We start from the raw sequence: 25206 nt of genomic DNA, 5'->3' as shown, positions 1-25206 counted from the left end.
GCTTTCTCAATCTCCCGTTAAACTTCCAACGTCCGGGCACATCGTCGTGCCGATCGTGATCTTCCAGCTTGGAGTTCGCCCGTGACCAACGCAAGCCGTCCTGTCGTACTTCTCGCCGAGAAGCTGGCCCCGTCCGTGATCGACGCCCTCGGCGAAGAGGTCGAGATCCGCAACGTGGACGGCACCGACCGTCCGGCGCTGCTCGACGCTGTCGCCGACGCCGATGCGCTGCTGGTCCGTTCCGCGACCAAGGTCGATGCCGAAGTCCTGTCGGCCGCCAAGAACCTCAAGGTCGTCGCCCGCGCCGGCGTCGGCCTCGACAACGTCGAGGTTCCGGCCGCCACCGAGCGCGGCGTCATGGTGGTCAACGCTCCCACCTCCAACATCGTCTCCGCCGCCGAGCACGCCATGGCGCTGCTGCTCGCGGTCGCCCGCAACGTGCCGCAGGCCGACGCGAGCCTGAAGGGCGGCGCGTGGAAGCGCAGCTCCTACGGCGGCGTCGAGCTCAACGGCAAGACCATCGGTGTCGTCGGTCTGGGCAAGATCGGGCAGCTGTTCGCCGCCCGCGTCGCCGCCTTCGGCACCAAGCTCATCGCCTACGACCCCTACGTGTCGCCGGCCCGCGCCGCGCAGCTGGGCATCGAGCTGGTCTCCCTGGAGGAGCTGCTCACCCGCGCCGACGCGCTGTCGATCCACCTCCCGAAGACCGCTGAGACCCTGGGCCTGATCGGTGCCGAGGAGCTCAAGAAGGCCAAGCCGAACCTCATCATCATCAACGCCGCCCGCGGTGGCCTGGTGGACGAGGACGCGCTGGTCGAGGCGCTGCGCAACGGCACCATCGCCGGCGCGGGCATCGACGTGTTCAAGTCCGAGCCGATCACCGACAGCCCGCTGTTCGAGCTGGACAACGTCGTGGTCACCCCGCACCTGGGCGCCTCCACCGCCGAGGCCCAGGACCGTGCGGGTACCGACGTGGCCAAGTCGGTGCGGCTGGCGCTGCGCGGCGACTTCGTGCCGGACGCGGTCAACGTCCAGGGCGGCGCGGTCGGCGAGGAGGTCCGCCCGTACCTGTCGCTGACCCAGAAGCTGGGTCAGCTGCTGGCCGGTCTGCAGGGCGGCACCCCGAGCTCGGTGACCATCGAGGCCCGCGGCGAGCTGGCCGACGAGGACGTCTCGGTGCTGCAGCTGGCGGCGCTGCGCGGCGTGTTCTCCGGCGCGGTCGAGAGCCAGGTGACCTTCGTCAACGCCCCGCAGCTGGCCGAGGAGCTGGGCGTGCAGGTCGAGGTCAAGACGACCTCGGAGAGCCCGAACCACCGCAGCGTCGTGTCGCTGCGCGCGCACATGGCCGACGGCACCACCTCGGTCGTCTCGGGTGCGCTGTCCGGCCCGAACCAGGTGGAGAAGCTGGTCGAGGTCAACGGCCGCCACTTCGACCTGCGGGCCGAGGGCAACGTGCTGCTGCTGGAGTACCCGGACCGCCCGGGCGTGATGGGCAAGGTCGGCACCCTGCTGGGCGAGGTCGGCGTGAACATCGAGGCCGCCACGGTCAGCCAGACCACCGAGCGCTCGGACGCGATCATGCTGCTGCGGGTGGACCGCCCGGTCGAGCAGGGCGTGCTGGAGCCGATCGGGGCCGCCGTGGGCGCCCGGATCGTGCGCACCGTCAGCTTCGAGTGAGCGGGTTGTGAGCGCGCAACGAGGTGTCGCTGCGTAGGTGCTCGACGCCGGGTTCGCACGCTGAATAACTCGGAAGCGTGAAGAGGGGTCGTCCCAGTTCGTGGGACGGCCCCTCGTGCGTACCTGGACCGAAACAGTGCGTCACCCGTCTGGGTGTCCCACAGTCCGGGACTTATCATCCACTTGGTGGGCCCGGCGTGCCGCGCCGCGCGGCCATGCCGGTAGCCTTCGGCTCAACAGTTCGAGCCCCGCAGTTCGGGGTGGTTCTCGGGAGGTGTGTAGATGCGGCTCGCTGTGATCCCCGGCGACGGGATCGGGCCGGAGGTCGTTGCCGAGGCACTCAAGGTGCTCGGCGAGGTGGTGCCGGATACCGAGATCACCCGTTACGACCTCGGGGCCGCTCGCTGGCACGCGACGGGGGAGCTGCTCCCCGAGTCCGTGCTCGGCGAGCTCCGCCAGCACGACGCGATCCTGCTCGGCGCGGTCGGCGACCCGTCGGTGCCCAGCGGCATCCTGGAGCGCGGCCTGCTGCTGCGGCTGCGCTTCGAGCTCGACCACCACGTGAACCTGCGCCCCGCGCGGCTCTACCCGGGCGTGAAGAGCCCGGTGGCCGACCCGGGTGAGATCGACATGGTCATCGTGCGCGAGGGCACCGAGGGCCCGTACGCGGGCAACGGTGGCCTGCTGCGCAAGGACACCACGCACGAGATCGCCACCGAGGTCAGCATCAACACCGCGTTCGGCGTCGAGCGGGTCGTGCGCGACGCGTTCGCCCGCGCCGCCTCGCGGCCGCGCAAGCACCTGACCCTGGTGCACAAGACCAACGTGCTCACCCACGCCGGCTCGTTGTGGTCGCGCGTGGTCGAAGAGGTCTCGCTGCAGTACCCCGACGTCACCGTGGCCTACCAGCACGTCGACGCCACCACGATCCACATGGTCACCGACCCGAGCCGGTTCGACGTGATCGTCACCGACAACCTCTTCGGCGACATCATCACCGACCTCTCCGGCGCGATCACCGGTGGCATCGGCCTGGCGGCCAGCGGCAACATCGACGCCACCCGCCGCAACCCGAGCATGTTCGAGCCGGTGCACGGCAGCGCCCCGGACATCGCCGGGCAGGGCGTGGCCGACCCGACCGCCGCGGTGCTGTCGATCGCCATGCTGCTCGACCACGTCGGGCTGACCGAGGCCAGCAAGCGCGTCGAGGCCTCGGTGGCCTTCGACCTGGCGACCCGCGACCACTCGTCGCCGGGCGCCACGTTCGCCATCGGCGACCGGCTGGCGGCGCTGGTGTCCTCCCGCGAGGTGGCACCCCAGCCCTGATGTTCCGCTCGCTCGAAGGGCGCCTTCCCGGAGGGGGAGGCGCCCTTCGGCGTTTCCGGATCGTGAGAAGTCCGCCGCGTTCGATGGACATCCCGGCCCCGGGTGTGCAGCATGGGGTCGTGGCTTTCCGCAGTGTGATCATTATTGGCGAGCGCGTCGGGTAAACATCTCCGCATCCCGGCGCGCTGACCTCTCGCATCCTGCGGGGGGTCTTTTTTGTTGCCCGCTGCACGTCCACGCCGAACCGACCCCTCTCGACGGGAGACGATCCAGTGACCCGCACCCACCCGGCAGGCACGCCCCTGGGCGACGACTTCCACGTCTACGACACGACGTTGCGCGACGGCGCGCAGCGCGAGGGGATTTCGTACTCGGTGACCGACAAGCTCGCCGTGGCGCGGCTGCTCGACGATCTCGGCGTCGGGTTCATCGAAGGTGGTTGGCCCGGAGCGCTTCCCAAGGACACCGAGTTCTTCCACCGCGCCGCACAAGGGGAACTGGAGCTCCAGCACTCCGCTCTCGTGGCCTTCGGCTCCACCCGCCGAGCCGGGTCCACAGTGGAGGAAGACCGGCAAGTGGCGGCACTGCTGGACTCTCGCGCTCCGGTGGTGACGCTGGTGGCCAAATCGGACCGCAGGCACATCGAACGCGCGCTGCGCACCGACGTGGCCGAGAACTGCGCGATGGTCGCCGACACCGTCCGCCACCTCGTCGAGCACGGCAGGCGCGTGTTCCTCGACGCCGAGCACTTCTTCGACGGCTACGCCTTCGATCCCGACACCTCGCTGCGCGTGCTCGACGCCGCCGCGGGCGCGGGCGCCGACGTGGTGGTGCTGTGCGACACCAACGGCGGCCAGCTCCCGCTGCAGCTCGCCGAGACCGTCGAGGAGGTCATCGCGCGCACCGGCCTGCGGGTCGGCATCCACTGCCAGGACGACACCGGCTGCGCGGTGGCCAACAGCGTCGCCGCCGTGCAGGCCGGTGCCAGCCACGTGCAGTGCACCGCCAACGGCTACGGCGAGCGCGCGGGCAACGCGGATCTGTTCGCGGTGCTGGGAAATCTGGGTGTGAAGCTCGGCAAACCCGTGCTGCCGGAGGGAAAGCTCGCGGAGCTGACGCGGGTTTCCCACGCCCTGGCGGAAATCGCCAACCTCGCGCCGGACACCCACCAGGCCTACGTCGGGCAGTCGGCGTTCGCGCACAAGGCGGGTCTGCACGCCAGTGCGATCAAAGTGGACCCCGAGCTCTACAACCACCTCGACCCGGCCGAGGTCGGCAACGACATGCGGGTGCTGGTGACCGAGATGGCCGGCCGCGCCAGCCTGGAGCTCAAGGGCGCCGAGCTGGGCCTGGAGCTGTCCCCGGAGGCCGTCGGCGGTGCCGTGCGGAAGGTCAAGGAGCTGGAGGCGCGCGGCTGGTCCTTCGAGGCCGCCGACGCGTCGCTGGAACTGCTGCTGCGCCGCGAGATCGGCGACGCGGCGCTCGACGCGCCCTTCGAGCTGGAGTCCTACCGGGTGCTGCTCGACCACCGCGAGGACGGCGAGGTCGTGTCCGAGGCGACGGTGCGGGTGAGCGTGTCGGGGGAGCGGGTGATCGCCACCGCCGAGGGCAACGGGCCGGTCAACGCGCTCGACGCCGCGCTGCGGCAGGCCCTGGTGCCGCGGCTGCCGTGGCTGGAGTCGGTGGAGCTGGCCGACTACAAGGTCCGCATCCTCGTCGACGAACCCGGCACCGACGCGGTCACCCGCGTGCTGGTGGAGTCCCGCGACGGCGAGCACGAGTGGACCACCGTCGGCGTGCACGCCAACATCGTCGAGGCCAGCTGGCTGGCGCTGTGCGACGCGCTGCTCCACTGCTCGTTGCGGCGGAACGTGACCGCTGCCTCGCGCTGAGGCCCCGAATGCGGTGGTGGGTGGGCGTGGCCGAGTATGTTGGGCGAAGTCCACAGCAGATCGTGCGGAGGTTTTAGTCTTGCGGTTGGCTCGTGTCGCCCACTCTGACGGGGTGTCCTTCGTGGCTCTGGAGCCGGATCCGGCTGCGCCGCGCGAGAAGATCGTCGCGGTCGAGATCGACCAGCACCCGTTCGGCACGCCCACCTACACCGGTCGCAAGTGGCCGATGGCCGACGTGCGGCTGCTGGCGCCGATCCTGCCGAGCAAGGTGATCTGCGTCGGCAAGAACTACGCCGAGCACGCCGCCGAGATGGGCAGCGAGGCGCCGGAGAACCCGCTGATCTTCATGAAGCCCTCGACCTCGGTGATCGGCCCGAACGCGCCGATCAAGCTGCCGCCGAACTCCGAGCGGGTCGACTTCGAGGGCGAGCTGGCCGCGATCATCGGCCAGCCCTGCAAGGACGTTCCGGAGGCGCGCGGCACCGAGGTGCTGCTGGGCTACACGATCGCCAACGACGTCACCGCCCGCGACCAGCAGAAGGCCGACGGGCAGTGGACCCGCGCCAAGGGCTACGACACGTTCTGCCCGCTGGGGCCGTGGATCGACACCGAGCTCGACCCGTCGGACCTGTCGATCCGCACCGACCTGGACGGCGAGGTCAAGCAGGACGGCCGGACCTCGCAGCTGGTGCACGGCATCGGCGGCCTGGTCTCGTGGGTGTCGCGGATCATGACGCTGCTGCCCGGCGACGTCATCCTCACCGGCACCCCGGCCGGGGTCGGCCCGATGACCGACGGCCAGAAGGTCACCGTCGCCATCGACGGCCTCGGCGCCCTCACCAACCCGGTCCAGAACGCCTGACTTCCCGCCCCCACGTGGTCACCTTCGGGTGGCAATGTGGGGCAGTGGACAGTTTTAGCCAGAACCGCCCGGGCTTGATGTCCCTTTTGTCTGGTCAATTATGGCTAAAACTGTCCACTGCCGAGCTCACGCGCCCCGCAGCGCGCTTCCTCGGAGGGATTCGCGCGGCGGGCGCTCGCGGACCGCGCCGTAGGCGAGGAGGTAGGGCGGGAAGCGGCGCAGGAACGGCAGCCGGCTCACCGCCCGCACCGGCAGCGGCAGCCTGGCCGAGCCGCTCAGGTCGATCTCGCCGCGCAGCGCCGGGCCGACCACCTTCTCGTGGATCATCCGCTGGAATCCCTGGATCAGCACCGTGGTGAGCCAGCGGCGGCGCTGGATCGCCACCACGTGCCTGCGGCGCAGCCGTCCCTCGCGCAGCGGGCGGGCCAGGTGCCGGGCCGCCGCGACCGCGTCCTGCACCGCGAGGTTGATGCCCACGCCGCCGACCGGTGACATCGCGTGCGCGGCGTCGCCGATGCACAGCAGCCCCGGCACGTGCCAGCTGCGCAGCCGGTCCAGGGTCACGTGCAGCAGCTTCACGTCGTCCCACGAGCGCACCAGCTCCCGGTCGCCCAGCCACGGGATCTCCCGCCGGAGCTGCGCGTTGAACTCCTCGACCGGCCCCGACCGGCCCTCGGCGTCGGAGCCCTTGTGGATGATCGAGGCGACCTGGAAGTAGTCGCGCCGGTCGATGAGCACCTGGAAGCTGCGCTTGCGGAACAGCCCGAGCAGCCCGTCCGGATCGCCCTCCTGGCGCGGCAGCCGGAACCAGCGCACGTCCATCGGCGTGGGGAAGTCGTGCAGCTCCAGCTCCGGCAGGTCGCGCACGAAGGACTTGCGGCCGTCGCAGGCGACCGTGATGTCGGCGCGCAGCTCGCCGGTCTCGCCCGAGGCCGTGCGGTAGCGCACGCCGCGCACCCGGCCGCCCTCCCGGACGAGCTCGGTGGCCTCGGTGTTCATCCGCAGCGAGAAGGTCGGTTCGGCCTTGCCCTCCTCGGCGAGCATGTCCAGCAGGTCCCACTGCGGAACCATCGCGATGTAGTTGTACTTGATCTTCAGCAGCGAGAAGTCGCCCATGGTGAACAGCGACCCGTCGGGCCCGAGCGGCAGCTGGAGCTTGGTGATCCGGCTCTGCGGGATCTGCTCGAAGCGCTCGGCCAGGCCGAGGTCGTCGAGGAGCTGCAGGGTCGTGGGGTGCACGGTGTCGCCCCGGAAGTCGCGCAGGAAGTCCCCGTGCTTCTCCAGGACCGTGACCTGCACGCCCGCCCGCGCGAGCAGCAGTCCGAGCACCATGCCGGCGGGTCCGCCGCCGACGACGCAGCAGGTGGTGCGCTCCATCGCGATCCGCTCCCAGGTTTTCAACGGGTGTTGAATAAACTCAGGATGCACCTACCGGGTGCGCCGGTCAAGCGCCTGGCTACGCTGAATCCGTTATGAGCACGCCAGAAGCCAGCACCAACGCAGCCAAGGGGCAGGTTCGCGCCCGTTTCTGCCCGTCACCGACCGGAACGCCGCACGTCGGCCTGATCCGCACCGCCCTCTACAACTGGGCGTTCGCCCGGCACAACAAGGGCAAGCTGGTGTTCCGCATCGAGGACACCGACGCCGCCCGGGACAGCGAGGAGTCCTACCAGGCGCTGCTCGACGCGCTGCGCTGGCTGGGCCTCGACTGGGACGAAGGCCCCGAGGTCGGCGGCGAGTACGGGCCCTACCGGCAGAGCGAGCGGCGCGACATCTACGCCGACATCGCCCAGCGCCTGCTGGCCGCCGGAGAGCTCTACGAGTCCTACTCCAGCCCCGAGGAGGTCGAAGCCCGCCACAAGGCCGCCGGGCGCGACCCCAAGCTCGGCTACGACAACTTCGACCGCGACCTCACCGACGAGCAGCGCGACGCCTTCCGCGCTGAAGGCCGCAAGCCCGTGCTGCGGCTGAAGATGCCCGCCCGCGACATCACCTTCACCGACCTGGTGCGCGGCGAGATCACCTTCCCCGCCGGCAGCGTCCCCGACCCGGTGCTGGTGCGCGGCAACGGCGACCCGCTCTACACGCTCACCAACCCCGTCGACGACGCGCTCATGCAAATCACCCACGTGCTGCGCGGTGAAGACCTGCTGTCGTCCACGCCCCGCCAGATCGCCCTCTACGAGGCGCTGCAGCGCATCGGCGTCACCGGCTTCACGCCCGAGTTCGGGCACCTGCCGTTCGTCATGGGCGAGGGCAACAAGAAGCTGTCCAAGCGGGACCCGCAGTCCAACCTGTTCCACCACCGCGACCGCGGCTTCCTGCCCGAAGGCCTGCTCAACTACCTCGCGCTGCTCGGCTGGTCCATCGCCGACGACCGCGACGTGTTCACCCTCGACGAGATGGTCGAGGCCTTCGACATCTCGCGGGTGAGCTCCAACCCGGCCCGCTTCGACCAGAAGAAGGCCGACGCCATCAACTCCGCGCACCTGCGCGCCCTGGCGCCCGACGACTTCGTCGAGCGGATCGTGCCCTACCTCGTCGACGGCGGCGTGCTGCCCGCGCAGCCCACCGAGGAGCAGCTGGCCACCGTCCGCGCCGCCGCGCCCCTGGTGCAGGAGCGGCTCATCGTGCTCTCCGACGCCGTCGGCATGATGGGCTTCCTGTTCGCCGGCGACGACTTCCAGCCCGAGGAGGCCTCCGCGCAGAAGGCCCTCGGCGACGACGCCCGGCCCGTCCTGGAAGCCGCCATCGGCTCGCTCGAAGCGCTCCCGGAGTGGACCACCGCCGCCATCGAGGAGGCCCTCAAGGTCTCCGTCGTCGACGGCCTGGGCATCAAGCCGCGCAAGGCCTTCGCGCCCGTGCGCGTGGCCATCACCGGCCGCACCGTGTCGCCGCCGCTGTACGAATCGATGGAACTGCTCGGCCGCGACGTCTCGCTCGCCCGGCTCCGCAAGGCGCTCGGCTGACCGATCCCGCGCCGCCACGACGCCGCCGTGCCGCTCACCTGAGCGCGCGGCGGCGTCGTCGTCTCACCAGCGAAATCGTCCGCCACGCGACCGAGCCCAACTGCTAAGACGGGACGAGCCCCGCCGGTGGTTGCACAGTGTTCGCACACCCACACCAGACTTCACTAGGTTGGCAGAGTCGGACGCGGTGCGTGAACGCCTAGCCTCTCGGGGTGACATCCGCGGCTGACGAATCGAATCCCCGCAATCCCGCCCAGATCAAGGCCGTCTGCCTCGACCTCGACGACACCCTCGTCGACAGCCGGAGCGCGGCCCGCAGCTCCCTCCGGGAACTCCTCGGCACCGACCGGGCCTGGCCGGTGTGGCAGCGCACCACCGACCGCTACTACGGGCGATTCGTCACCGGGCAGCTCACCTTCGACGAGATGTGCGTCGAACGCACCCGCGCCTTCTTCGCCGCCTTCGGCGAACGCATCGACCACGACGAAGCCCGCCGCCGCGAAACCCGTCGGATGGCCGCCATGCAACGCGCCTGGAGCCTCTACGACGACGTCACCGACACCCTCGACTGGATGCGCGCCACCGGCCTCAAGCTCGCCGCCGTCACCAACGCCCCCGGCGCCTACCAGCGCAGGAAACTCGCCGCCGTCGGACTCGCCGACGCCTTCGACGCCGTCGTCATCTCCGGCGAGATCGGCATCGCCAAACCCGACCCGCGGATCTTCCACACCGCCTGCGAACGCCTCGGCCTCCAGCCCGGCGAAGTCGCCCACGTCGGCGACCGCCTCAGCACCGACGCCCAAGGCGCCACCCGCGCCGGCCTCCGCGGCATCTGGCTCAACCGCGACCGGATCCCCGCACCACGCAGCGGTGCCGACGACACCACCCAGGCCATCACCGGGCTCCGCGAACTCCCCGAACTCCTCGTCACCGAGATCGCCGCACCCCACCTCGCCGACCTCGTCGGCCAGACCCGCTGAAAACGCCCCTCACCTGCGGCAACCCCGAAAGAGGGGGGTGGTGAGAAGGGGGTCTGAGCGGTGGTCTAATATATTCACCAACGCGGCGGACAGAAGTCCGGAGCCCGAACTCCCCGGCGGAGATCGGAATTCCAGACAACTGGCCGTCGGTCACCATGGGGTATGGTGTAATCGGCAGCACGACTGATTCTGGTTCAGTTAGTCTAGGTTCGAGTCCTGGTACCCCAGCGAGCGGATCACTCCGGTGATCTCTCACGCGGTCCCGTCGTCTAGCGGCCTAGGACGCCGCCCTCTCAAGGCGGTAGCGCGGGTTCAAATCCCGTCGGGACTACAGAGGTAGGAGGCCTGTGCTCACGATTTTGTCGTGAGCCGGGCCTCCTTCGTCATTGTATTGGGGGGGTCGAACCCCCCAAGCCCCCCACGGTGCGGTGGTGGCGTGGGGGAGGGCTCCTCGCCTTCGTGGCGTTCCCGGCCTGGGTTTCTGACCAGCATCTCCTTGGTTGCGTTCTCTTGCTTGGGCTTCGCCCCTCGATGTCTCTCGGGCTTCGCCCTCGGGGTTTCTTGCTCGGGCTTCGCCCTCGTTGTTGTGTGTCTTCCTTTTCTTGGCTGCGCTTCGCTTGCCTGCGGTGTGTTGGTCTCTTCTCTTCTCTTCCTTGCGTCTTTTGTTCTTTGCTTTGGGCTCGTCCTTCGGGCTCGGGGGTGCTTGGTCCGTCTCCCTCTTCCCCCTCCCTCTTCCCTCTCCCTCTCCTCCTCTTGTTGCTCTCTTCTTCTTTGGTGTTGGGGGTTTTGGTTGTTGTTTGGGTCACTTGTTTGTTGTTTTTGCTGGTCTTGGGGGTGGGGTGGGGGGTTGTTCTTGGGGGTTGGGGGGTGTTGTAGAGTTATCACCGTTGCGCGGTCCCGTCGTCTAGCGGCCTAGGACGCCGCCCTCTCAAGGCGGTAGCGCGGGTTCAAATCCCGTCGGGACTACAACGCGAAGGGCCTCCCGGGTTGCCGGGAGGCCCTTCTTGCTTCTGGGGCTTGGTGCGCTTCTTGCGCTTGTTGGTCCTCTTGGTCCTCTTGGTCGTCTTGGTCTTCGTCTCTCTTCTTCTGGCTGCTTGTCACAGCCTGTTCTGCAGGCCTTCTGCTGCTGCCAGCAGGTCTGCTGCCCACCTGGCTCCTGGGCGCCTGCCCATGCGGTCGATGGGGCCCGAGACCGAGATGGCTGCGATGACCGTGCCCTGGGAATCCCTGACCGGGGCCGAGACGCTCGCCACGCCCGCTTCTCGCTCCGCGACGCTCTGGGCCCAGCCCCTGCGGCGGACCTCCAAGAGCGTGCGCTCACCGAACACCGCCTCCGCCAGCACCGCGCGCTGCGTCGCCGGATCCGCCCACGCCGCCAGCACCTTCGCGCCCGAACCCGCCGTCATCGACAACGGCGTGCCCACCGGCACCGTGTCCCGCAAACCGCTCGGCGGCTCCGCCGACGCGATGCACAAGCGCTGCATCCCGTCCCGGCGGTACAGTTGGACGCTTTCCCCCGTGACATCCCGGAGTTTGGGCAGGATCGTGGACGCCGCCTCCAGCAGCGGATCCACCGCGCCGCCCGCCAGCTCCGCCAGAGCCGCGCCAGGACGCCACCGGCCATCCGAACCGCGGCGCAGCAGGCGATGCGTCTCCAGACCCACCGCCAGCCGGTGCGCAGTCGCCCGCGGCAGCCCCGTCCGGCTGCACAGTTCCGCCAGGCCGCACGGCTCCTGAGCCACCGCCTGCAGAACGGCCACTGCCTTGTCCAATACTCCGATGCCGCTATGCTGTCCCACGTACCGATACTAACTTCCCGGCATCTGGGAAGTCCACTCTGTGGGAGAGACCCCTTCCTCGGGTCTCGGCGCGCTCGACTGGAGCAGTGATGGGAAAAACGCTCGCGGAGAAGGTGTGGGAAGCGCACATCGTGCGCCAGGGTGAAGGGCACGAGCCCGACCTGCTCTACATCGATCTCCACCTGGTGCACGAAGTCACCAGCCCGCAGGCATTCGAAGGGCTCCGGCTGGCCGGCCGCGAGGTGCGGCGCCCCGACCTGACGATCGCCACCGAAGACCACAACGTCCCCACCGTGGGGCTCGACCTGCCGATCGCGGACCCGGTCTCGCGCACCCAGGTCGACACGCTGCGCAAGAACTGCGACGAGTTCGGCATCCGGCTGCACCCGATGGGCGACGCCGAGCAGGGCATCGTGCACGTCGTCGGCCCGCAGCTCGGCCTCACCCAGCCCGGAACCACCGTCGTCTGCGGTGACAGCCACACCTCCACGCACGGCGCGTTCGGCGCGCTGGCCTTCGGCATCGGCACGTCCGAGGTCGAGCACGTGCTGGCCACCCAGACGCTGCCGCTGCGGCCGTTCAAGACGATGGCCATCAACATCGAGGGATCGCTGCGCCCCGGCGTGACGAGCAAGGACGTCATCCTCGCCGTCATCGCCAAGATCGGCACCGGCGGCGGCCAGGGCTACGTCCTGGAGTACCGCGGCGAGGCCGTGCGGCAGCTGTCGATGGAATCCCGCATGACCATCTGCAACATGTCGATCGAAGCCGGTGCGCGCGCGGGCATGATCGCGCCCGACGAAACGACTTTCGAGTACATCAAGGGCCGTCCGCACGCCCCCGAGGGCGCCGAGTGGGACGCCGCCGTCGAGTACTGGAAGACGCTGCGCACCGACGACGACGCGACCTTCGACGCCGAGGTCACGCTCAACGCCGACGAGCTCACCCCGTTCGTCACCTGGGGCACCAACCCCGGTCAGGGCCTGCCGCTGGGCGAGAACGTGCCGGACCCCGCGACCATCGCCGACGAGGGCGAGCGCTACGCCGCCGAAAAGGCGTTGGACTACATGGGCTTGACCGCGGGCATGCCGCTGCGCGAGGTCAGCGTCGACACGGTCTTCCTCGGCTCCTGCACCAACGGCCGCATCGAGGACCTGCGGGCCGCCGCGGAGGTCATCAAGGGCCGCAAGGTCGCCGCCGACACCCGGATGCTCGTGGTGCCCGGCTCGATGAAGGTCCGGATGCAGGCCGAGAGCGAAGGCCTCCACGAGGTTTTCACCTCCGCCGGAGCGGAATGGCGTTCGGCCGGTTGTTCGATGTGCCTGGGCATGAACCCGGATCAGCTGGACCCGGGCGAGCGCAGCGCCTCGACCTCCAACCGCAACTTCGAGGGCAGGCAGGGCAAGGGCGGCCGCACCCACCTGGTCTCCCCGCTGGTCGCCGCCGCGACCGCCGTGCGCGGAACCCTGTCCTCGCCCGAAGACCTCGACTGACCGCCCCACCACCAGGAGCAGTGACGATGGAACCGTTCAAGACGCACACCGGGGTCGGCGTCCCGCTGCGCCGGTCCAACGTGGACACCGACCAGATCATCCCCGCCGTCTACCTCAAGCGGGTCTCGCGCACCGGCTTCGAGGACGCGCTGTTCGCCGCCTGGCGCGGTGATGAGGACTTCATCCTCAATCAGGAACCCTTCAAGAACGGCAGCGTGCTGGTCGCCGGACCCGACTTCGGCACCGGTTCGTCCCGCGAGCATGCCGTCTGGGCGTTGAAGGACTACGGCTTCCGAGTGGTCATCTCCAGCCGTTTCGCCGACATCTTCCGCGGGAACTCGGGCAAGCAGGGCCTGCTGGCCGCCCAGTGCGAGCAGTCCGATGTGGAACTGCTCTGGAAGCTGCTGGAGAACGAGCCCGGTACCGCTGTCACGGTGGATCTTCAAGCACTCACCGTGCACGCCAAGGACCTCACAGTGCCCTTCAGCATCGACGACTACACCCGCTGGCGGCTGCTGGAAGGCCTCGACGACATCGGTTTGACGCTGCGCCACGCCGAGACGATCGACACTTTTGAGCGCGGGCGCCAGAGTTTCAAGCCCACCACGCTGCCCGCCCGCCAGGGCTGAGGCCAACCCGGCCCGGGACGGGTTTTTCCTTTCACAGCAGGAAGAATCCGTCCCGGGAGGGACAACTCCAGACTCGCTCGGAGCACTGCTCGGACCCCGTTGCCCGGACTCGAATGCCCGCGCCCCAAGGAAAAAATGGGGCGTGGCGAATGGCATTTGTTGTTCCGGGGCTTTACCGTTGACATTGAGTCGGCCCAACGGGGCCGTTGTTGTGTCCTGGGAGGGACTGAAGTGAACAAGGCCCAACTGATCGAGGCTCTGGCAGAACGCCTCGGAGACAAGAAGACCGCCAGCCAGGCCGTTGAAGACGTCGTCGACATCATCGTTCGCAACGTCAACAAAGGCGAGAAGGTCAACATCACCGGTTTTGGCGTTTTCGAGAAGCGCGCTCGCGCGGCTCGCGTCGCGCGCAACCCGCGCACCGGTGAGAGCGTGAAGGTCAAGAAGACCAACGTTCCCGCGTTCCGCGCCGGCACCCAGTTCAAGGAAGTCGTGGGCGGCCAGCGGAAGCTCCCGCGCGCGACCACCTCGGGCAAGGCGGCCACCACGCGCGGCGTGACCACGCGCACCGCCTCGGCGAGCAAGACCACGACCGCTCGCAAGGCCACCACCACGCGTGCCGCGGCCAGCAAGACCGCCACCCGCACCACGGCGAAGGCCTCCACCGCGAAGGCTTCGACCGCCAAGGCCACCAAGGCCTCCACCACCAAGGCGAGCACCGCCAAGGCCTCGACGGCCAAGGCCGGCACCGCCAAGGCGGCCCCGAAGCGCGCCACCACCAAGGCCTCCACGGCCAAGGCGACCCCGGCGAAGGCCTCCACCACCAAGCGGGCCAGCACCGCCAAGGCCACCACCAAGGCGGCGCCGAAGACCACGGCGAAGACCACTCGCCCGGCCACCAAGAAGGCCACGACGACGCGCAAGTCCACCAAGAAGTGACCGCTCGCCTCGATTGCGAGCTCAGGTGGATCGAGCGGGCGGCCGCATAGCCCCGTCTTTCGGGGCGTGCCGCCGCCCGCTCACAGCGCTCGGGACGCGCGAGAACCCGCCGCACCGCGGGCGGCGGGGGTCGCATCCCGTTCCGAGTTGACGCGCTGAGAAGCGCGCAGAGCGCCGGAAACGGCGTTGCCGGACCCCTGCGGCGGACGTGACCGCAGCGCTGGGCAGCGGCGCGATCAGCGCCCGTCAGGGGTTCTTCACGGTCATGCCTGCGGGTCCGGAAGGTAATCGGCCGCCGCCAGGCTCAGGTTCGGTGCCTGACCGTTCCCCGAGATCGCGCCGTTCCCCAGTTCGCCGTTCTCCACTTCGCCGGGCCGGAACGAGAGGGTCCACACGCTGCCCTTGCGCGCAGCGACCTCGTCCAGGCGCAGACCCGCTGAATCGGCCAGCCGCGTCACCAGATCCGGGATGACCCCGCCCTGGCTGCACACCACGCTGGTGCCGCCGCGGCCTGCCACCTCCAGCATCGCCCGCACGCCCGCGTCGGGATCGGCGGAATAGACCTCTTCGGAGAACAGCGGTTCGCTCACGACGTCGATTCCGCGGTCGCGGGCCACCGGGGCCACGGTTTGTTCGCAGCGCACGCGAGGGGCGGAATAGACGCGGGAAGGCGCGAACAACGGCAACAGGGAATGCAATGCGTCCCGTTGTCGGCGCCCCGCTTCGCTGAGCGGACGAAGAGCGTCATCTCCTGACCATTCGGATCGTTTGCCCGCTTTTGCGTGCCTAACCAGCAATACGGTCGCCGTTTCGGAGCGGGACTCGGCGAATGCGTCGAGCACTCGCGCATCATGCGGATAGGTCAACTCCGCTCGCGCCTCCTTCAACGGTAGCCAGCGGAGTTCGTCCACTTCGTCATTGGGCGTGAACTCGCCACCGAGCAGGTGCGCGGAGAAGTAGTCCACGACCTTCGGCGCGGTCCGGCCGCCGCGCGCGGGCGCCGTGTAGCGCACCTGCGTGAGGGGACGGGTGAGCGCGGTCGAAAACCCCGTCTCCTCGGCGACCTCGCGCACGGCGGCGTGCGCGGCGAGCTCACCCGGGTCGAGCTTTCCCTTGGGCAGCGACCAGTCGTCGTAGCGGGGGCGGTGCACCAGCACCACCTCGGGTCCCTGCTGGCCGGGGCGCCACAGCACGGCCCCCGCGGCGCGCACCGCTTCGGTCACCGGGATGTCGGTCACGATCTACTTCCTCAACGAGCCTGGGAACGAGTTGTCGCCGGCAGTTCGCGGAGCCGCTCAGGTACTCCTGCCCGCATGGCTGAGCGGAGCATCACTGGGAAACCTTGGCGCCGTGGCCGGAGAGCATTTCGGTCTGGTGGTCGCGGACCTGTTCGCCGCTGCGCGGGGAGGCTTCCCAGTCGCCCTTGGCGTTGAGCACCCAGCAGCGCGTCGAGGGGTGCAGCGCGGAGTCCATCATCGCGTCCATCTGGGCGGTCAGCTTCGGGTCGGTGACGCGGACCTGGGTCTCGATGCGGCGGTCCAGGTTGCGGTGCATCATGTCGGCGCTGCCCAGCCAGTGCTCGTCGATGCCGACGAAGTGGAACACCCGCGAGTGCTCCAGGAAACGCCCCAGGATGGACCGGACCTCGATGTTGTCGCTGAGCCCGTCGACGCCGGCCTTGAGCGCGCAGATGCCGCGCACCACGACCTGCACCGGCACACCGGCCTGCGATGCGCGGTAGAGGGCGTCGATGATCTGCTCGTCGACCAGCGAGTTCACCTTCATCCGCACGCCGCAGCTCAAACCCTGCCGGGCGCGCTCGATCTCGGCCTCGATGCGCTCGACGATGCCGTTGCGGATGCCCTGCGGCGACACCAGGATCCTCCGGTAGTCGCCGTGCCGGGCGTAACCGGTGAGCACGTTGAACAGGTCGGTGAGGTCCGCGCCGATCTCCGGCGAGGCCGTCAGCAGACCCAGGTCCTCGTAGATGCGGGCGGTCTTCGGGTTGTAGTTGCCGGTGCCCAGGTGGCAGTAGCGGCGGATTGTCGAACCCTCCTGGCGCACCACGAGCGAGGTCTTGCAGTGCGTCTTCAAGCCGACCAGGCCGTAGACGACGTGCACGCCCGCGCGCTCCAGGGTGCGCGCCCACTGGATGTTGGCCTGCTCGTCGAACCGCGCCTTGAGCTCCACCAGCGCCACCACCTGCTTGCCCGCTTCGGCGGCGTCGATGAGTGCGTTGACGATCGGCGAGTCGCCGGAGGTGCGGTAGAGGGTCTGCTTGATGGCCAGCACGTGCGGGTCGGCGGCGGCCTGCTCGATGAAGCGCTGCACCGAGGTGGAGAACGAGTCGTAGGGGTGGTGCACCAGCACGTCGCCCTCGCGCAGCGTGGAGAAGATGCTCTTGGGCGTCTGGCCCTCGGCGAACGCGGGGTGCGTGGCGGGCACGAACGGCGAGTTCTTCAGGTCCGGGCGCTGCAGCTTGTCGAGCTGGAACAGGCAGGACAGGTCGAGCAGCCCCTTGACCTCCACCACGTCGTGCTGGTCGACCTCCAGCTCGCGCAGCAGGAGTTCGAGCATGTTCTCGCTCATGGTGTCGGTGACTTCCAGCCGCACCGGCGGTCCGAAGCGGCGGCGCGCGAGTTCCCGCTCCATGGCCTGCAGCAGGTCCTCGTCGCGGTCCTCCTCGACCTCCAGATCGGCGTTGCGGGTGACCCGGAAGATGTGGTGCTCGGAGACCCGCATGCCGGGGAACAGCTTGTCCAGGTGCGCGGCGATGAGCTCTTCCAGCGGCAGGAAGGTGGCCAGCTCGTTCTCGCGGTCGGATTCCACCCGGATCAGCCGCGGCACGTTGTCGGGCACCTTCACGCGCGCGAAGCGGCGCAGCCCGGCGTCCGGGTCGGTCACGGTCACCGCGAGGTTGAGCGACAGCCCGGAGATGTAGGGGAACGGGTGCGCCGGGTCCACGGCCAGCGGGGTGAGGACGGGGAAGATGTGGTCCTCGAAGTAGCGGGTGAGCTTGACCTGGTCGTCGGAGCCGAGCTCGTCCCAGTCCAGGATGCGGATGCCGTGCGCGTCGAGCTCGGGCAGCAGCTCGTCGACGAACACGCGGCCGAGCTTCTCCATCAGGTCCTGGTTGCGGGCGGCGATGCGCACCAGCTGCTCGTGCGGGGTGAGCCCGTCGGCGCTGCGCACCGACAGCCCGGTCTCCTCGCGGCGCTTCAGACCGGCCACCCGCACCATGTAGAACTCGTCCAGGTTGGAGGCGAAGATCGCCATGAACCTGGCCCGCTCCAGCACCGGCTGCGAGCGGTCCTCGGCGAAGGCCAGCACCCGCGCGTTGAAGTCCAGCCAGGACAGCTCCCGGTTGAGGTAGCGGTCCTCCGGCAGGTCGGTGGTCGCCGCCGCCCGGGTGACGGCCGGCGGCGCGGAGGGAACCCGCGCGCCGTCGTTGGCTGGCGGGGGCGGCGTGGTGTCGGAGCTGCCGGCGCGGCGAGCAGGACGCGGCGCGCGGTTCGCGGCCCCGCCGTTGGCCGCCCCGCCGTTGGACCTCCTGGCGTTGGACGTCCTGGCGGAGGAGGTCCTCCCGCTGGACGTCTTCCCGGTGGAGGCCTTGCCAGCGGACGCCTTGCCGCTGGACGACGCCTTGCCGCTGGACGACGCCTTGCCACTGGACGACGAGGTGCGCTTGGCGGGCCGCTTCGGCGACGGGTCGCTGCTGTTCGTGCTCACCGGCCCATTGTCACTCAAAAAACCGTTTCAGATCGACCGCCGCGGACGTTCACGCGATGTTCGTCTGAGCACAGCCGCACCGCGCGTGACGTGCACGAGGGAACCTTCCTGTCACGCCGGGCCTCCGGAGGGAACGCTTCACGCGGTCGGCGCGAGGAGGGGAACCTTCGTGTCACCACCGTCGTGAGCGGTGCGTGGGAACCTTTCGCTCACTCCGCCGACGCGACCCGGGCGCGGGTGCGGGGGCCGAGGCCGGTGGTCTTCGCCGAGGTCAGGTCGGCTTCGGTGTCGACGTCGCGGCGCAGCGACTCCCAAGGGCCGAGCAGGGTTTTCGCGCCCGACTCGGAGTGGGCCTCGGCGGAGCCGGGGCCGAAGCGCGGGTCCAGCGGCAGGCCGGGTTCGGCCAGCAGCAGCGTCGTGCCGTCGCCGGGCAGGTCGGGGCAGAACGAGCGATCGGTTCCCGCCGCGCGCAGCGCCCACCCGAGTTCGCCGGAGCGCAGCGCGGGCAGGTCGGCCTGCAGCGCGCCGACGCGGTGCGCGCCGCGAGCGCGCAGCACCTCGTCGCCGTGGCGCAGCGCTGCGTTGAGGCCGTCGGCCGGTTCGTCGGGCAGGACCTCGACGCCGAGCGCGGTGAAGGACTCGGTCAGCTCGCGGTCGGAGGAGACCACCACGACCCCGGCGACCCCGCGGGCGCGGCGGGCGGCGGCGACGGTGTCCAGCGCCATCGCGGTGACCAGCTCGGCGTGCCCGGCGGGTCCGCGCCCGGCCAGCAGCCGGGACTTGGCGCGGTTCAGGGGCTTGAGCGGGACGAGCAGGTGCACCCCGGTGCTGTCGGGCGTGTCGGCGGCGGTCACGGGTCCATCTTGCGCCAACGTCCGCCGATGCGGTGGCGGGCCAATCAACTGCCGCCTGGTTGACGAGCCGGTGTCCCGTGCCGGGTAATTTGACGGGCGCTCAAGACTTGGAGGAATGGCCGTGGTGGAACCGAGGAACCTCCGACGCCGGCGGAGGGCGACCAGCGAGAAGGCACACGGGATGGGCATCTTCTGGCTGGGCCTGGCCCGTTGGGTGTTCTACCCGCTGACCTGCCTGCTGGCGCGCGTCCGGGTGCGCGGGGTGCACCACATCCCGGCCGAGGGCGGCGCGCTGATCGTGCTCAACCACGTCTCCCACCTCGACCCGATCTTCGACGCGGTCACGGTGCACCGCGCGGCCCGGGTGCCGCGGTTCATGGCCAAGAACAGCCTGTGGAACGTGCCGGTGCTCAAGAACGTGCTGGTCGGCGTCGAGCAGATCCCGGTCTACCGGGGCACCGCGGACGCGCGGAAGAGCCTGCGCGACGCGCACGCGGGGCTGGAGGCCGGGAAGGTCCTGGTGATCTACCCGGACGGCACCATCACCAAGGACCCCGACGGCTGGCCGATGACGCCGAAGGTCGGGGTGGCGCGGCTGGCGCTGGCCAACGACATCCCGGTCATCCCCGCCGCCCGCTACGGCACCCGCGAGATCTACGACCACTACAACAAGAAGTTCCGGCCCTTCCCGCGCAAGACGGTCAACTACGTCTTCGGTGAACCGCTGGACCTGTCGGCCTACCGCGGCGGCGAGCCCGATGTGGAGACGATCCGCGAGGTCACGAACCTGGCGATGAGCGAGGTCCGCGACCTGCTCGGCGAGATCCGCGAGGAGCAGCCGCCCACCGAGTTCTACGCCCCCGCCCGCAAGAAGAAGGGGACCGATGGCGCAGCCTGAGCGGATCGCGGTGCTGGGCGCCGGATCCTGGGGGACCACGTTCGCGAAGGTGCTGGCCGACGCGGGCAACGACGTCGCGCTGTGGGCCCGGCGCCCGCAGGTGGCGCAGGAGATCAACGAGACCCGGCGCAACGGCTCCTACCTGCCGGGCATCGAGCTGCCGGAGCGGCTGCGCGCCACCGACGACGCGGCCGAGGCGGTGCACGCCGCGGAGGTCGTGGTGCTGGCGGTGCCGAGCCAGACGCTGCGGGAGAACCTGGCGGGCTGGCAGCCGCTGCTGCCGCCGGAGGCGACGCTGGTGAGCCTGGCCAAGGGCGTGGAGCTGAGCACGCTCAAGCGGATGAGCCAGGTCGTCGGCGAGGTCGCCGACGTGCCGATGGAGCAGGTCGCCGTCGTGTCGGGCCCGAACCTGGCCAAGGAGATCGCCGCCGGGCAGCCGACCGCGACGGTCGTGGCCTGCCCGGACGAGGAGCGGGCGGTGGCGCTGCAGAAGGCCTGCTTCACGCCGTACTTCCGGCCCTACACCAACACCGACATGGTCGGCATCGAGATCTCGGGCGCCTGCAAGAACGTCATCGCGCTGGCCTGCGGCATCGCCGCGGGGCTCGGGTTCGGGCACAACACGATGTCGTCGCTGATCACGCGGGGTCTGGCCGAGACGACTCGGCTGGGCGTCGCGCTGGGCGCGGACCCGATGACCTTCGCCGGGCTGGCCGGTCTGGGCGACCTGGTGGCGACGTGCTCGTCGCCGCTGTCGCGCAACCGGACCTTCGGCGAGCGGCTGGGCAGCGGGGAGACGCTCGCCCAGGCGCAGGAGGCCGCCCACGGCCAGGTGTCGGAGGGCGTGAAATCCTGCTCCTCGATCCGCCAGCTGGCCGACCGGCACGGCGTGGAGATGCCCATCACCGACGTGGTGCACCGGGTGTGCCACGAGGGACTGGAACCGGGCCCGGCCACGGCGGAGCTGCTGGGACGCGAGCGCAAGGCCGAGTGATCCGGTCCGCGCTCGCGTCGATCGCGAGTGCGGGAGTGACCACAGTGAATCTCGGGGAACTTGGGGATTTCGGCGACGGAACGCGCGTCGTGCACGGCGGGCACCCGGAGCCGGAGGCGGGAACGCCGCTGCTGCCGGGGCCGGTGTTCGCCGCGCCGTACCACCTGGGCGAGTCCGGTCCGAGCGGTGATTTCTACGGCCGCGCGGGCAATCCCACGTGGCGGGCGCTGGAGTCGGCGATCGGCGACCTCGACGGCGGCCGCTGCGTGCTGCTGCCCTCGGGCATGGCGGCGATCAGCACGCTGCTGCGCGCGGTGCTGCGCACCGGCGACAAGCTGGTGCTGCCCTCGGACGGCTACTACGCGTCGCGCCAGTTCGTCGCCGACGAGCTGACCGAGCTGGACCTGGACGTGCGGGAGATCCCCACGCCGGGGCCGTGGTCCGACGACGTCTTCGACGGCGCCCGGCTGGTGCTGCTGGAGACCCCGTCGAACCCGGGCGGCGACGTCTGCGACATCGCGGAGCTCGCCGAGCGGGCGCACGCCGCGGGCGCGCTGCTGGCGGTGGACAACACCACGGCGACGCCGCTGGGGCAGCGTCCGCTGGAGCTGGGCGCCGACGTCGTCATCGCCAGCGACACCAAGGCCCTGTCCGGGCACAGCGACATCCTGCTGGGGCACGTCTCGGTCCGCGACGACGAGCTCGCCGACCGCCTGGTGCGCGCCCGGTCGCTGTCGGGTGCGATCCCGGGCCCGTTCGAGACGTGGCTGGCGCACCGCAGCATGGGCACCCTCGACCTGCGCCTGTCCCGGCAGGCCGAGAACGCCGCCGCCCTGGTCGAGGCCCTCTCGGATCACCCGGCGGTGACCGGTCTGCGCTGGCCCGGCTGGTCCCAGGACCCGGCCCACGAGCTGGCGAACAAGCAGATGCGCCGCTTCGGCGGCGTCTTCCGCTTCGAACTCGCCGACGCCGACGCGGTCCAGTCGTTCATCGCCCGGTCCCGCCTCGTCGTCGCGGCCACCAGCTTCGGCGGCCTCCACTCGACTGCGGACCGCCGCGCCCAGTGGGGCGACCAGGTCCCCGAGGGCTTCCTCCGCTTCTCAGCAGGCTGCGAAGACCCCCACGACCTCGTCCAAGACGTCCTCCAAGCCCTCTCCTGACTCCACCGTCCCCACCCGAGGTCAAATACCGCAGGATTCGACCGGTCAAATACCGCAGTTTTCGTCGGGTCGAATCCTGCGGTTTTTGACCCGACGAAAACCGGGGTTTTTGACCGCTGGTGGGGTCACCCTCACCCCAACGGGTGTGAAGTGGGTCGCTGGGTGTGGGGGTGCGGTGGGGTGTTGGTTGACGGCGGGGTGGGGGACTGGTTGAGTGCGGGGCGTGTTGAAGCGCGCAATCACCGGCCGACGGGGTCACATCGACCTGCACCGCGTCGCCAGCGCGCTCTGTTCGTGTTCTTCGTGTTGATCGATCTCATCCAGTTCCCGGGTTGATCGCGGCGTCGTCGCGCGCCTGCGCCCCGGGGTTCGCTCACGATCTCCGAAGGACCACAACCGTGTTCGCCGTTCCGCCCAACACCGTGGCCGCTCCTGCCGACCTGACCATCGCGCACCCGGCCCGCATCGCCCGCGAGTTCGCCGCCGACCGCACCTCCTGGGCTCACCTTCTCCGCTACGACGCCGACGAGCGCTGGGCCGGGCTGCTGGCCCGCACCGACGCCTACGAGGCGTGGCTGCTGAGCTGGCTGCCCGGCCAGCGCACCGACCTGCACGATCACGGCGGCGCCACCGGTGCTTTCACCGTCGTGCAAGGGGTTCTGACCGAACGGGTCGCCCGCCCCGGTGACGCCGAGCTGCTGCACTCGCTGAGCGCCGGGCAGTCGCGGGTGTTCGGCCCGCACTACGCCCACCAGGTCAGCAATCTCGGCGTCGATCCGGCGGTGACCATCCACGTCTACCGGCCGCAGCGCGCCAACCGCGCGATCCGGGGCTGATCAGCCGCGGCGCAGCACGTGCTCGGGCACGGGCAGGTCCGAGACGAGGTCGGCGGCCGGCACCGGGTCGCCCCAGGTCCGGTGCAGCGGCAGGACTCCGGCCCACGCCTCGTTGGCCTCGATGTCCTCGGCGTCGTCGCCGGGGCCTCCGGTGCGGATCTTCACCGAGGCCTCGGCGAGGTCGAGGGCGATCACGGCGGTGGCGGCGAGCTCCTTCTTGTTCGGTTGCCGCGCGTGGTCCCAGGAACCGGGGGCGAGGTGCTCGGTGATCACCCGCAGCGCCTCCCACCGCTCGCCGGGGTCGGTGACGTGCCGGGCGCGGCCGTGGATCACCGCCGACCGGTAGTTCATCGAGTGGTGCATCATCGACCGCGAGTACACGACGCCGTCCACGACGGTCACCGACGCGCACACCTCGTCGGCCTCCCGCAGGCTGCGGGCCCCGCTCGATCCGTGCAGGTAGAGGGTGTCGTCGAGGCGCCCGTAGCCGGTGGGCAGCACGCGCGGGGAACCGTCGACGACCATCGCCAGGTGGCAGATCAGCCCGGCGTCGAGGGTGGCGTGCAGGTCGGCGCGGTCGGTGCTGGCCCGGTGGGCGCCGCGGCGGACGGTGGAGCGTTCCGTGGGTGAGAGCTGCGTAGTCACGTCGCCAGCATCACCCGGACAAGTGGCCTCATCGAAGTGCCAATCTGCGAGAATTCCAGAATGCCACATGACGTGCCCGCGGCGAGCTCCCCGCTGCTGGAGCTGGCCATCGACCTGCACCGGGACGGTGATCTGCCGCTCGCGGTCCAGCTCGCCGACGCCCTGCGGCACGCGGCCACGATCGGCCAGCTGCGCGGCGGCGACCGGCTGCCGTCCACGCGCGCCCTGGCCCGGCACCTGGCGGTGAGCCGCACCGTCACCGCCGCCGCCTACGAGCAGCTGCACGCCGAGGGCTGGATCGTCGGGCGGCGCGGATCGGGCACCTTCGTCACCACGAGCCCGCCCGGTGCCCGCAGCGACGCCGTCGCGCCGCCGGTGCTGGAGCGCAAGCACGCCGAACGCCCGATGGTGCAGCTGTTCGCCGGGGTCCCGTGGGCGGACGGGATCGACCGCGCCGCGTGGCGCCGGGCGTGGCGGGCAGCCGCCGACACCGCCCCCGACCTGCGACCGCAGCGGGCGGGACTGCTCAGCTACCGCGAGGCCGTCGTGGAACACCTGCTGCGGCACCGGGGTCTGGTCGTCGGCGGCTGGACCGCCGAGAACGTGCTGGCCACCGGCGGCACCAGCACCGCGCTCGGCGAACTCGCCGCCGCCGTGCTGCCGCGCGGCGCGAAGGTCGCCGTCGAGGAACCCGGCTACCAGCGCGCGGTCGGTGCCCTCAAGGCCGCGGGAGTGGAGGTCGTGCCCGCGCCCGTCGACCACTCCGGACTCGTCGTCGACGACATCCCCGGCGGGATCGCGGCCGTCTACTGCTCACCGGCGCACCAGTTCCCGATCGGCGGCAGGCTGCCCGCCGAGCGCCGCATCGCGCTCATCGAGCGCGCCCGCGACGAGGGGTGGCTGATCGTCGAGGACGACTACGACGGCGAGCTGCGCTACGACGTCGCCCCGCTGCCGGTGCTGGCGTCGATGGCCCCCGACGTCGTGGTGCACCTGGGCACGACCAGCAAGATCCTCACTCCCACGCTCGGCGTCGGCTGGATGCTGGCCGCCGAGCGGATCACCACCGCCGTGCAGCGGCACCGCGAGCGCATCGGCCAGGGCCCGGCGCTGGCGGGCCAGCGCGTGCTGGTCGAGTTCGCCCGCCACGGCGACCTCGGCCGGCACCTGAGGCGGTTGCGCCGCGAGCTGTCGCAGCGCCGGGCGCTGGTCGTGGAGACCCTCGCGGCCGAGGGCGTCGAGGTGTTCGGCGACCGCGCGGGCGCGCACGTCGTGCTGCCGCTGCCCGACGCCGACGCCGAGCGGCGCGTCCTCGACGACGGCGCGGAGGAGGGGCTGGTCCTCGACGGGCTGCGACGGCACCACGACGGACCGCAGCGCTGGTGCGGACTGGTCCTCGGCTACGCCGCCTGCAGTCGCGATGAGCTCCGATCGGCCCTGCCGATGGTGGCCCGGTTGTGCCGGGGAACGCCCTGATACCGCATCGTGTCGTCAGCGGGAGGGCTTCGTAAAACGACCTGAGCG

At 70.3% G+C, this 25206-nt stretch carries 20 protein-coding genes and 3 tRNA genes; 17 read left to right on the top strand and 6 right to left on the bottom strand.

Annotated elements, in window-relative coordinates:
- Nucleotides 1–81: 81 nt before the first annotated feature.
- The 4 genes from serA (at nt 82) to BM424_RS02990 (ending at nt 5757) form a co-directional block, all read left to right on the top strand.
- A complete protein-coding gene (gene serA / locus BM424_RS03005; RefSeq protein ID WP_093413485.1) occupies nt 82–1677 on the top strand; it encodes a phosphoglycerate dehydrogenase in 1596 nt (531 codons plus the stop codon).
- Nucleotides 1678–1959: 282 nt separating this feature from the next.
- Nucleotides 1960–3003: a 3-isopropylmalate dehydrogenase gene (locus BM424_RS03000; protein ID WP_093413483.1), complete on the top strand. Its 1044-nt coding sequence runs from the start codon at nt 1960–1962 to the stop codon at nt 3001–3003.
- A gap of 272 nt (nt 3004–3275) precedes the next feature.
- Nucleotides 3276–4895 carry a citramalate synthase gene (gene cimA, locus BM424_RS02995; RefSeq protein ID WP_093413482.1) on the top strand — a complete coding sequence of 540 codons (1620 nt, stop codon included), beginning with the start codon at nt 3276–3278 and terminating at the stop codon, nt 4893–4895.
- Between the two features lie 79 nt (nt 4896–4974).
- Nucleotides 4975–5757: a fumarylacetoacetate hydrolase family protein gene (locus BM424_RS02990; protein WP_093413480.1), complete on the top strand. Its 783-nt coding sequence runs from the start codon at nt 4975–4977 to the stop codon at nt 5755–5757.
- A gap of 126 nt (nt 5758–5883) precedes the next feature.
- Here BM424_RS02990 and BM424_RS02985 read toward each other — a convergent pair whose 3' ends face one another.
- Nucleotides 5884–7134: an FAD-dependent oxidoreductase gene (locus tag BM424_RS02985; RefSeq protein ID WP_093413479.1), complete on the bottom strand. Its 1251-nt coding sequence runs from the start codon at nt 7132–7134 to the stop codon at nt 5884–5886.
- A 95-nt stretch (nt 7135–7229) separates the two neighbouring features.
- Between BM424_RS02985 and gltX the strand changes: the two genes are divergently transcribed.
- The 5 genes from gltX to BM424_RS02960 all read left to right on the top strand — a co-directional run bounded on the left by gltX (nt 7230) and on the right by BM424_RS02960 (nt 10672).
- Nucleotides 7230–8726, top strand: a complete 1497-nt coding sequence (gene gltX / locus BM424_RS02980; RefSeq protein WP_093413477.1) for a glutamate--tRNA ligase — start codon at nt 7230–7232, stop codon at nt 8724–8726.
- 212 nt (nt 8727–8938) lie between these two features.
- On the top strand, nt 8939–9706 hold the full coding sequence (locus BM424_RS02975; RefSeq protein WP_093413476.1) for an HAD family hydrolase: 768 nt from the start codon (nt 8939–8941) through the stop codon (nt 9704–9706).
- A 156-nt stretch (nt 9707–9862) separates the two neighbouring features.
- Nucleotides 9863–9934: transfer RNA gene (locus BM424_RS02970), tRNA-Gln, on the top strand.
- A gap of 30 nt (nt 9935–9964) precedes the next feature.
- Nucleotides 9965–10037: transfer RNA gene (locus BM424_RS02965), tRNA-Glu, on the top strand.
- Nucleotides 10038–10599: 562 nt separating this feature from the next.
- Nucleotides 10600–10672, top strand: a tRNA-Glu gene (locus BM424_RS02960).
- Between the two features lie 131 nt (nt 10673–10803).
- On the opposite strand, the gene BM424_RS02955 is transcribed toward BM424_RS02960, so the two are convergent.
- Nucleotides 10804–11505, bottom strand: a complete 702-nt coding sequence (locus BM424_RS02955; protein WP_175547909.1) for an IclR family transcriptional regulator — start codon at nt 11503–11505, stop codon at nt 10804–10806.
- An 89-nt stretch (nt 11506–11594) separates the two neighbouring features.
- On the opposite strand from BM424_RS02955, the gene leuC reads away from it, so the two are divergent.
- The 3 genes from leuC (at nt 11595) to BM424_RS02940 (ending at nt 14566) form a co-directional block, all read left to right on the top strand.
- Nucleotides 11595–12998, top strand: coding sequence for a 3-isopropylmalate dehydratase large subunit (gene leuC, locus BM424_RS02950; RefSeq protein WP_093413473.1), 1404 nt, complete (start codon nt 11595–11597; stop codon nt 12996–12998).
- A 26-nt stretch (nt 12999–13024) separates the two neighbouring features.
- Complete coding sequence (gene leuD, locus BM424_RS02945) at nt 13025–13627, top strand: 3-isopropylmalate dehydratase small subunit (RefSeq protein ID WP_093413471.1); 603 nt, start codon at nt 13025–13027, stop codon at nt 13625–13627.
- Nucleotides 13628–13858: 231 nt separating this feature from the next.
- Nucleotides 13859–14566, top strand: coding sequence for an HU family DNA-binding protein (locus BM424_RS02940; RefSeq protein ID WP_093413470.1), 708 nt, complete (start codon nt 13859–13861; stop codon nt 14564–14566).
- Nucleotides 14567–14829: 263 nt separating this feature from the next.
- Here BM424_RS02940 and BM424_RS02935 read toward each other — a convergent pair whose 3' ends face one another.
- The 3 genes from BM424_RS02935 to cofC form a co-directional block, all read right to left on the bottom strand.
- Complete coding sequence (locus BM424_RS02935; protein ID WP_093414600.1) at nt 14830–15789, bottom strand: NUDIX hydrolase; 960 nt, start codon at nt 15787–15789, stop codon at nt 14830–14832.
- Nucleotides 15790–15895: 106 nt separating this feature from the next.
- Nucleotides 15896–18295 (bottom strand): RNA degradosome polyphosphate kinase, encoded by a 2400-nt coding sequence (locus BM424_RS02930; RefSeq protein WP_245775571.1) that lies wholly within the window; start codon nt 18293–18295, stop codon nt 15896–15898.
- 209 nt (nt 18296–18504) lie between these two features.
- Nucleotides 18505–19149 carry a 2-phospho-L-lactate guanylyltransferase gene (cofC, locus tag BM424_RS02925; protein ID WP_245775570.1) on the bottom strand — a complete coding sequence of 215 codons (645 nt, stop codon included), beginning with the start codon at nt 19147–19149 and terminating at the stop codon, nt 18505–18507.
- Nucleotides 19150–19330: 181 nt separating this feature from the next.
- On the opposite strand from cofC, the gene BM424_RS02920 reads away from it, so the two are divergent.
- The 4 genes from BM424_RS02920 (at nt 19331) to BM424_RS02905 (ending at nt 23037) form a co-directional block, all read left to right on the top strand.
- On the top strand, nt 19331–20047 hold the full coding sequence (locus tag BM424_RS02920; protein ID WP_245775569.1) for a lysophospholipid acyltransferase family protein: 717 nt from the start codon (nt 19331–19333) through the stop codon (nt 20045–20047).
- Complete coding sequence (locus BM424_RS02915; RefSeq protein WP_093413466.1) at nt 20034–21041, top strand: NAD(P)H-dependent glycerol-3-phosphate dehydrogenase; 1008 nt, start codon at nt 20034–20036, stop codon at nt 21039–21041. The genes BM424_RS02920 and BM424_RS02915 overlap by 14 nt, the downstream gene beginning before the upstream one ends.
- A 35-nt stretch (nt 21042–21076) precedes the next feature.
- Entirely contained in the window at nt 21077–22201 is a 1125-nt protein-coding gene (locus tag BM424_RS02910; protein WP_245775568.1) for a cystathionine gamma-lyase, read from the top strand.
- 398 nt (nt 22202–22599) lie between these two features.
- The gene (locus BM424_RS02905) at nt 22600–23037 is read left to right on the top strand and encodes a cysteine dioxygenase (protein WP_093413463.1); all 438 of its coding nucleotides are present in this window, start codon (nt 22600–22602) and stop codon (nt 23035–23037) included.
- Here the strand turns inward: BM424_RS02905 and BM424_RS02900 are convergent, their stop codons facing one another.
- Nucleotides 23038–23682, bottom strand: coding sequence for a pyridoxamine 5'-phosphate oxidase family protein (locus tag BM424_RS02900; protein WP_245775567.1), 645 nt, complete (start codon nt 23680–23682; stop codon nt 23038–23040).
- A 60-nt stretch (nt 23683–23742) separates the two neighbouring features.
- On the opposite strand from BM424_RS02900, the gene pdxR reads away from it, so the two are divergent.
- Entirely contained in the window at nt 23743–25158 is a 1416-nt protein-coding gene (pdxR, locus tag BM424_RS02895; RefSeq protein ID WP_093413460.1) for a MocR-like pyridoxine biosynthesis transcription factor PdxR, read from the top strand.
- Nucleotides 25159–25206: the final 48 nt, after the last annotated feature.

This window comes from Saccharopolyspora flava, from assembly GCF_900116135.1.
Classification (GTDB): Bacteria; Actinomycetota; Actinomycetes; order Mycobacteriales; family Pseudonocardiaceae; genus Saccharopolyspora; species Saccharopolyspora flava.
Note: the sequence above shows the minus strand (reverse complement) of the source record. Positions and strands in the feature narration are given on the sequence as shown.

Excerpts from the sequence above, each read along its gene's own strand:
- BM424_RS03000 (WP_093413483.1), top strand. The coding sequence starts at position 1,960 with ATGCGGCTCGCTGTGATCCCCGGCGACGGGATCGGGCCGGAGGTCGTT.
- BM424_RS02985 (WP_093413479.1), bottom strand. The coding sequence starts at position 7,134 with ATGGAGCGCACCACCTGCTGCGTCGTCGGCGGCGGACCCGCCGGCATG.
- gltX (WP_093413477.1), top strand. The coding sequence starts at position 7,230 with ATGAGCACGCCAGAAGCCAGCACCAACGCAGCCAAGGGGCAGGTTCGC.
- leuC (WP_093413473.1), top strand. The coding sequence starts at position 11,595 with ATGGGAAAAACGCTCGCGGAGAAGGTGTGGGAAGCGCACATCGTGCGC.
- leuD (WP_093413471.1), top strand. The coding sequence starts at position 13,025 with ATGGAACCGTTCAAGACGCACACCGGGGTCGGCGTCCCGCTGCGCCGG.
- BM424_RS02920 (WP_245775569.1), top strand. The coding sequence starts at position 19,331 with ATGGGCATCTTCTGGCTGGGCCTGGCCCGTTGGGTGTTCTACCCGCTG.
- BM424_RS02915 (WP_093413466.1), top strand. The coding sequence starts at position 20,034 with ATGGCGCAGCCTGAGCGGATCGCGGTGCTGGGCGCCGGATCCTGGGGG.
- pdxR (WP_093413460.1), top strand. The coding sequence starts at position 23,743 with ATGCCACATGACGTGCCCGCGGCGAGCTCCCCGCTGCTGGAGCTGGCC.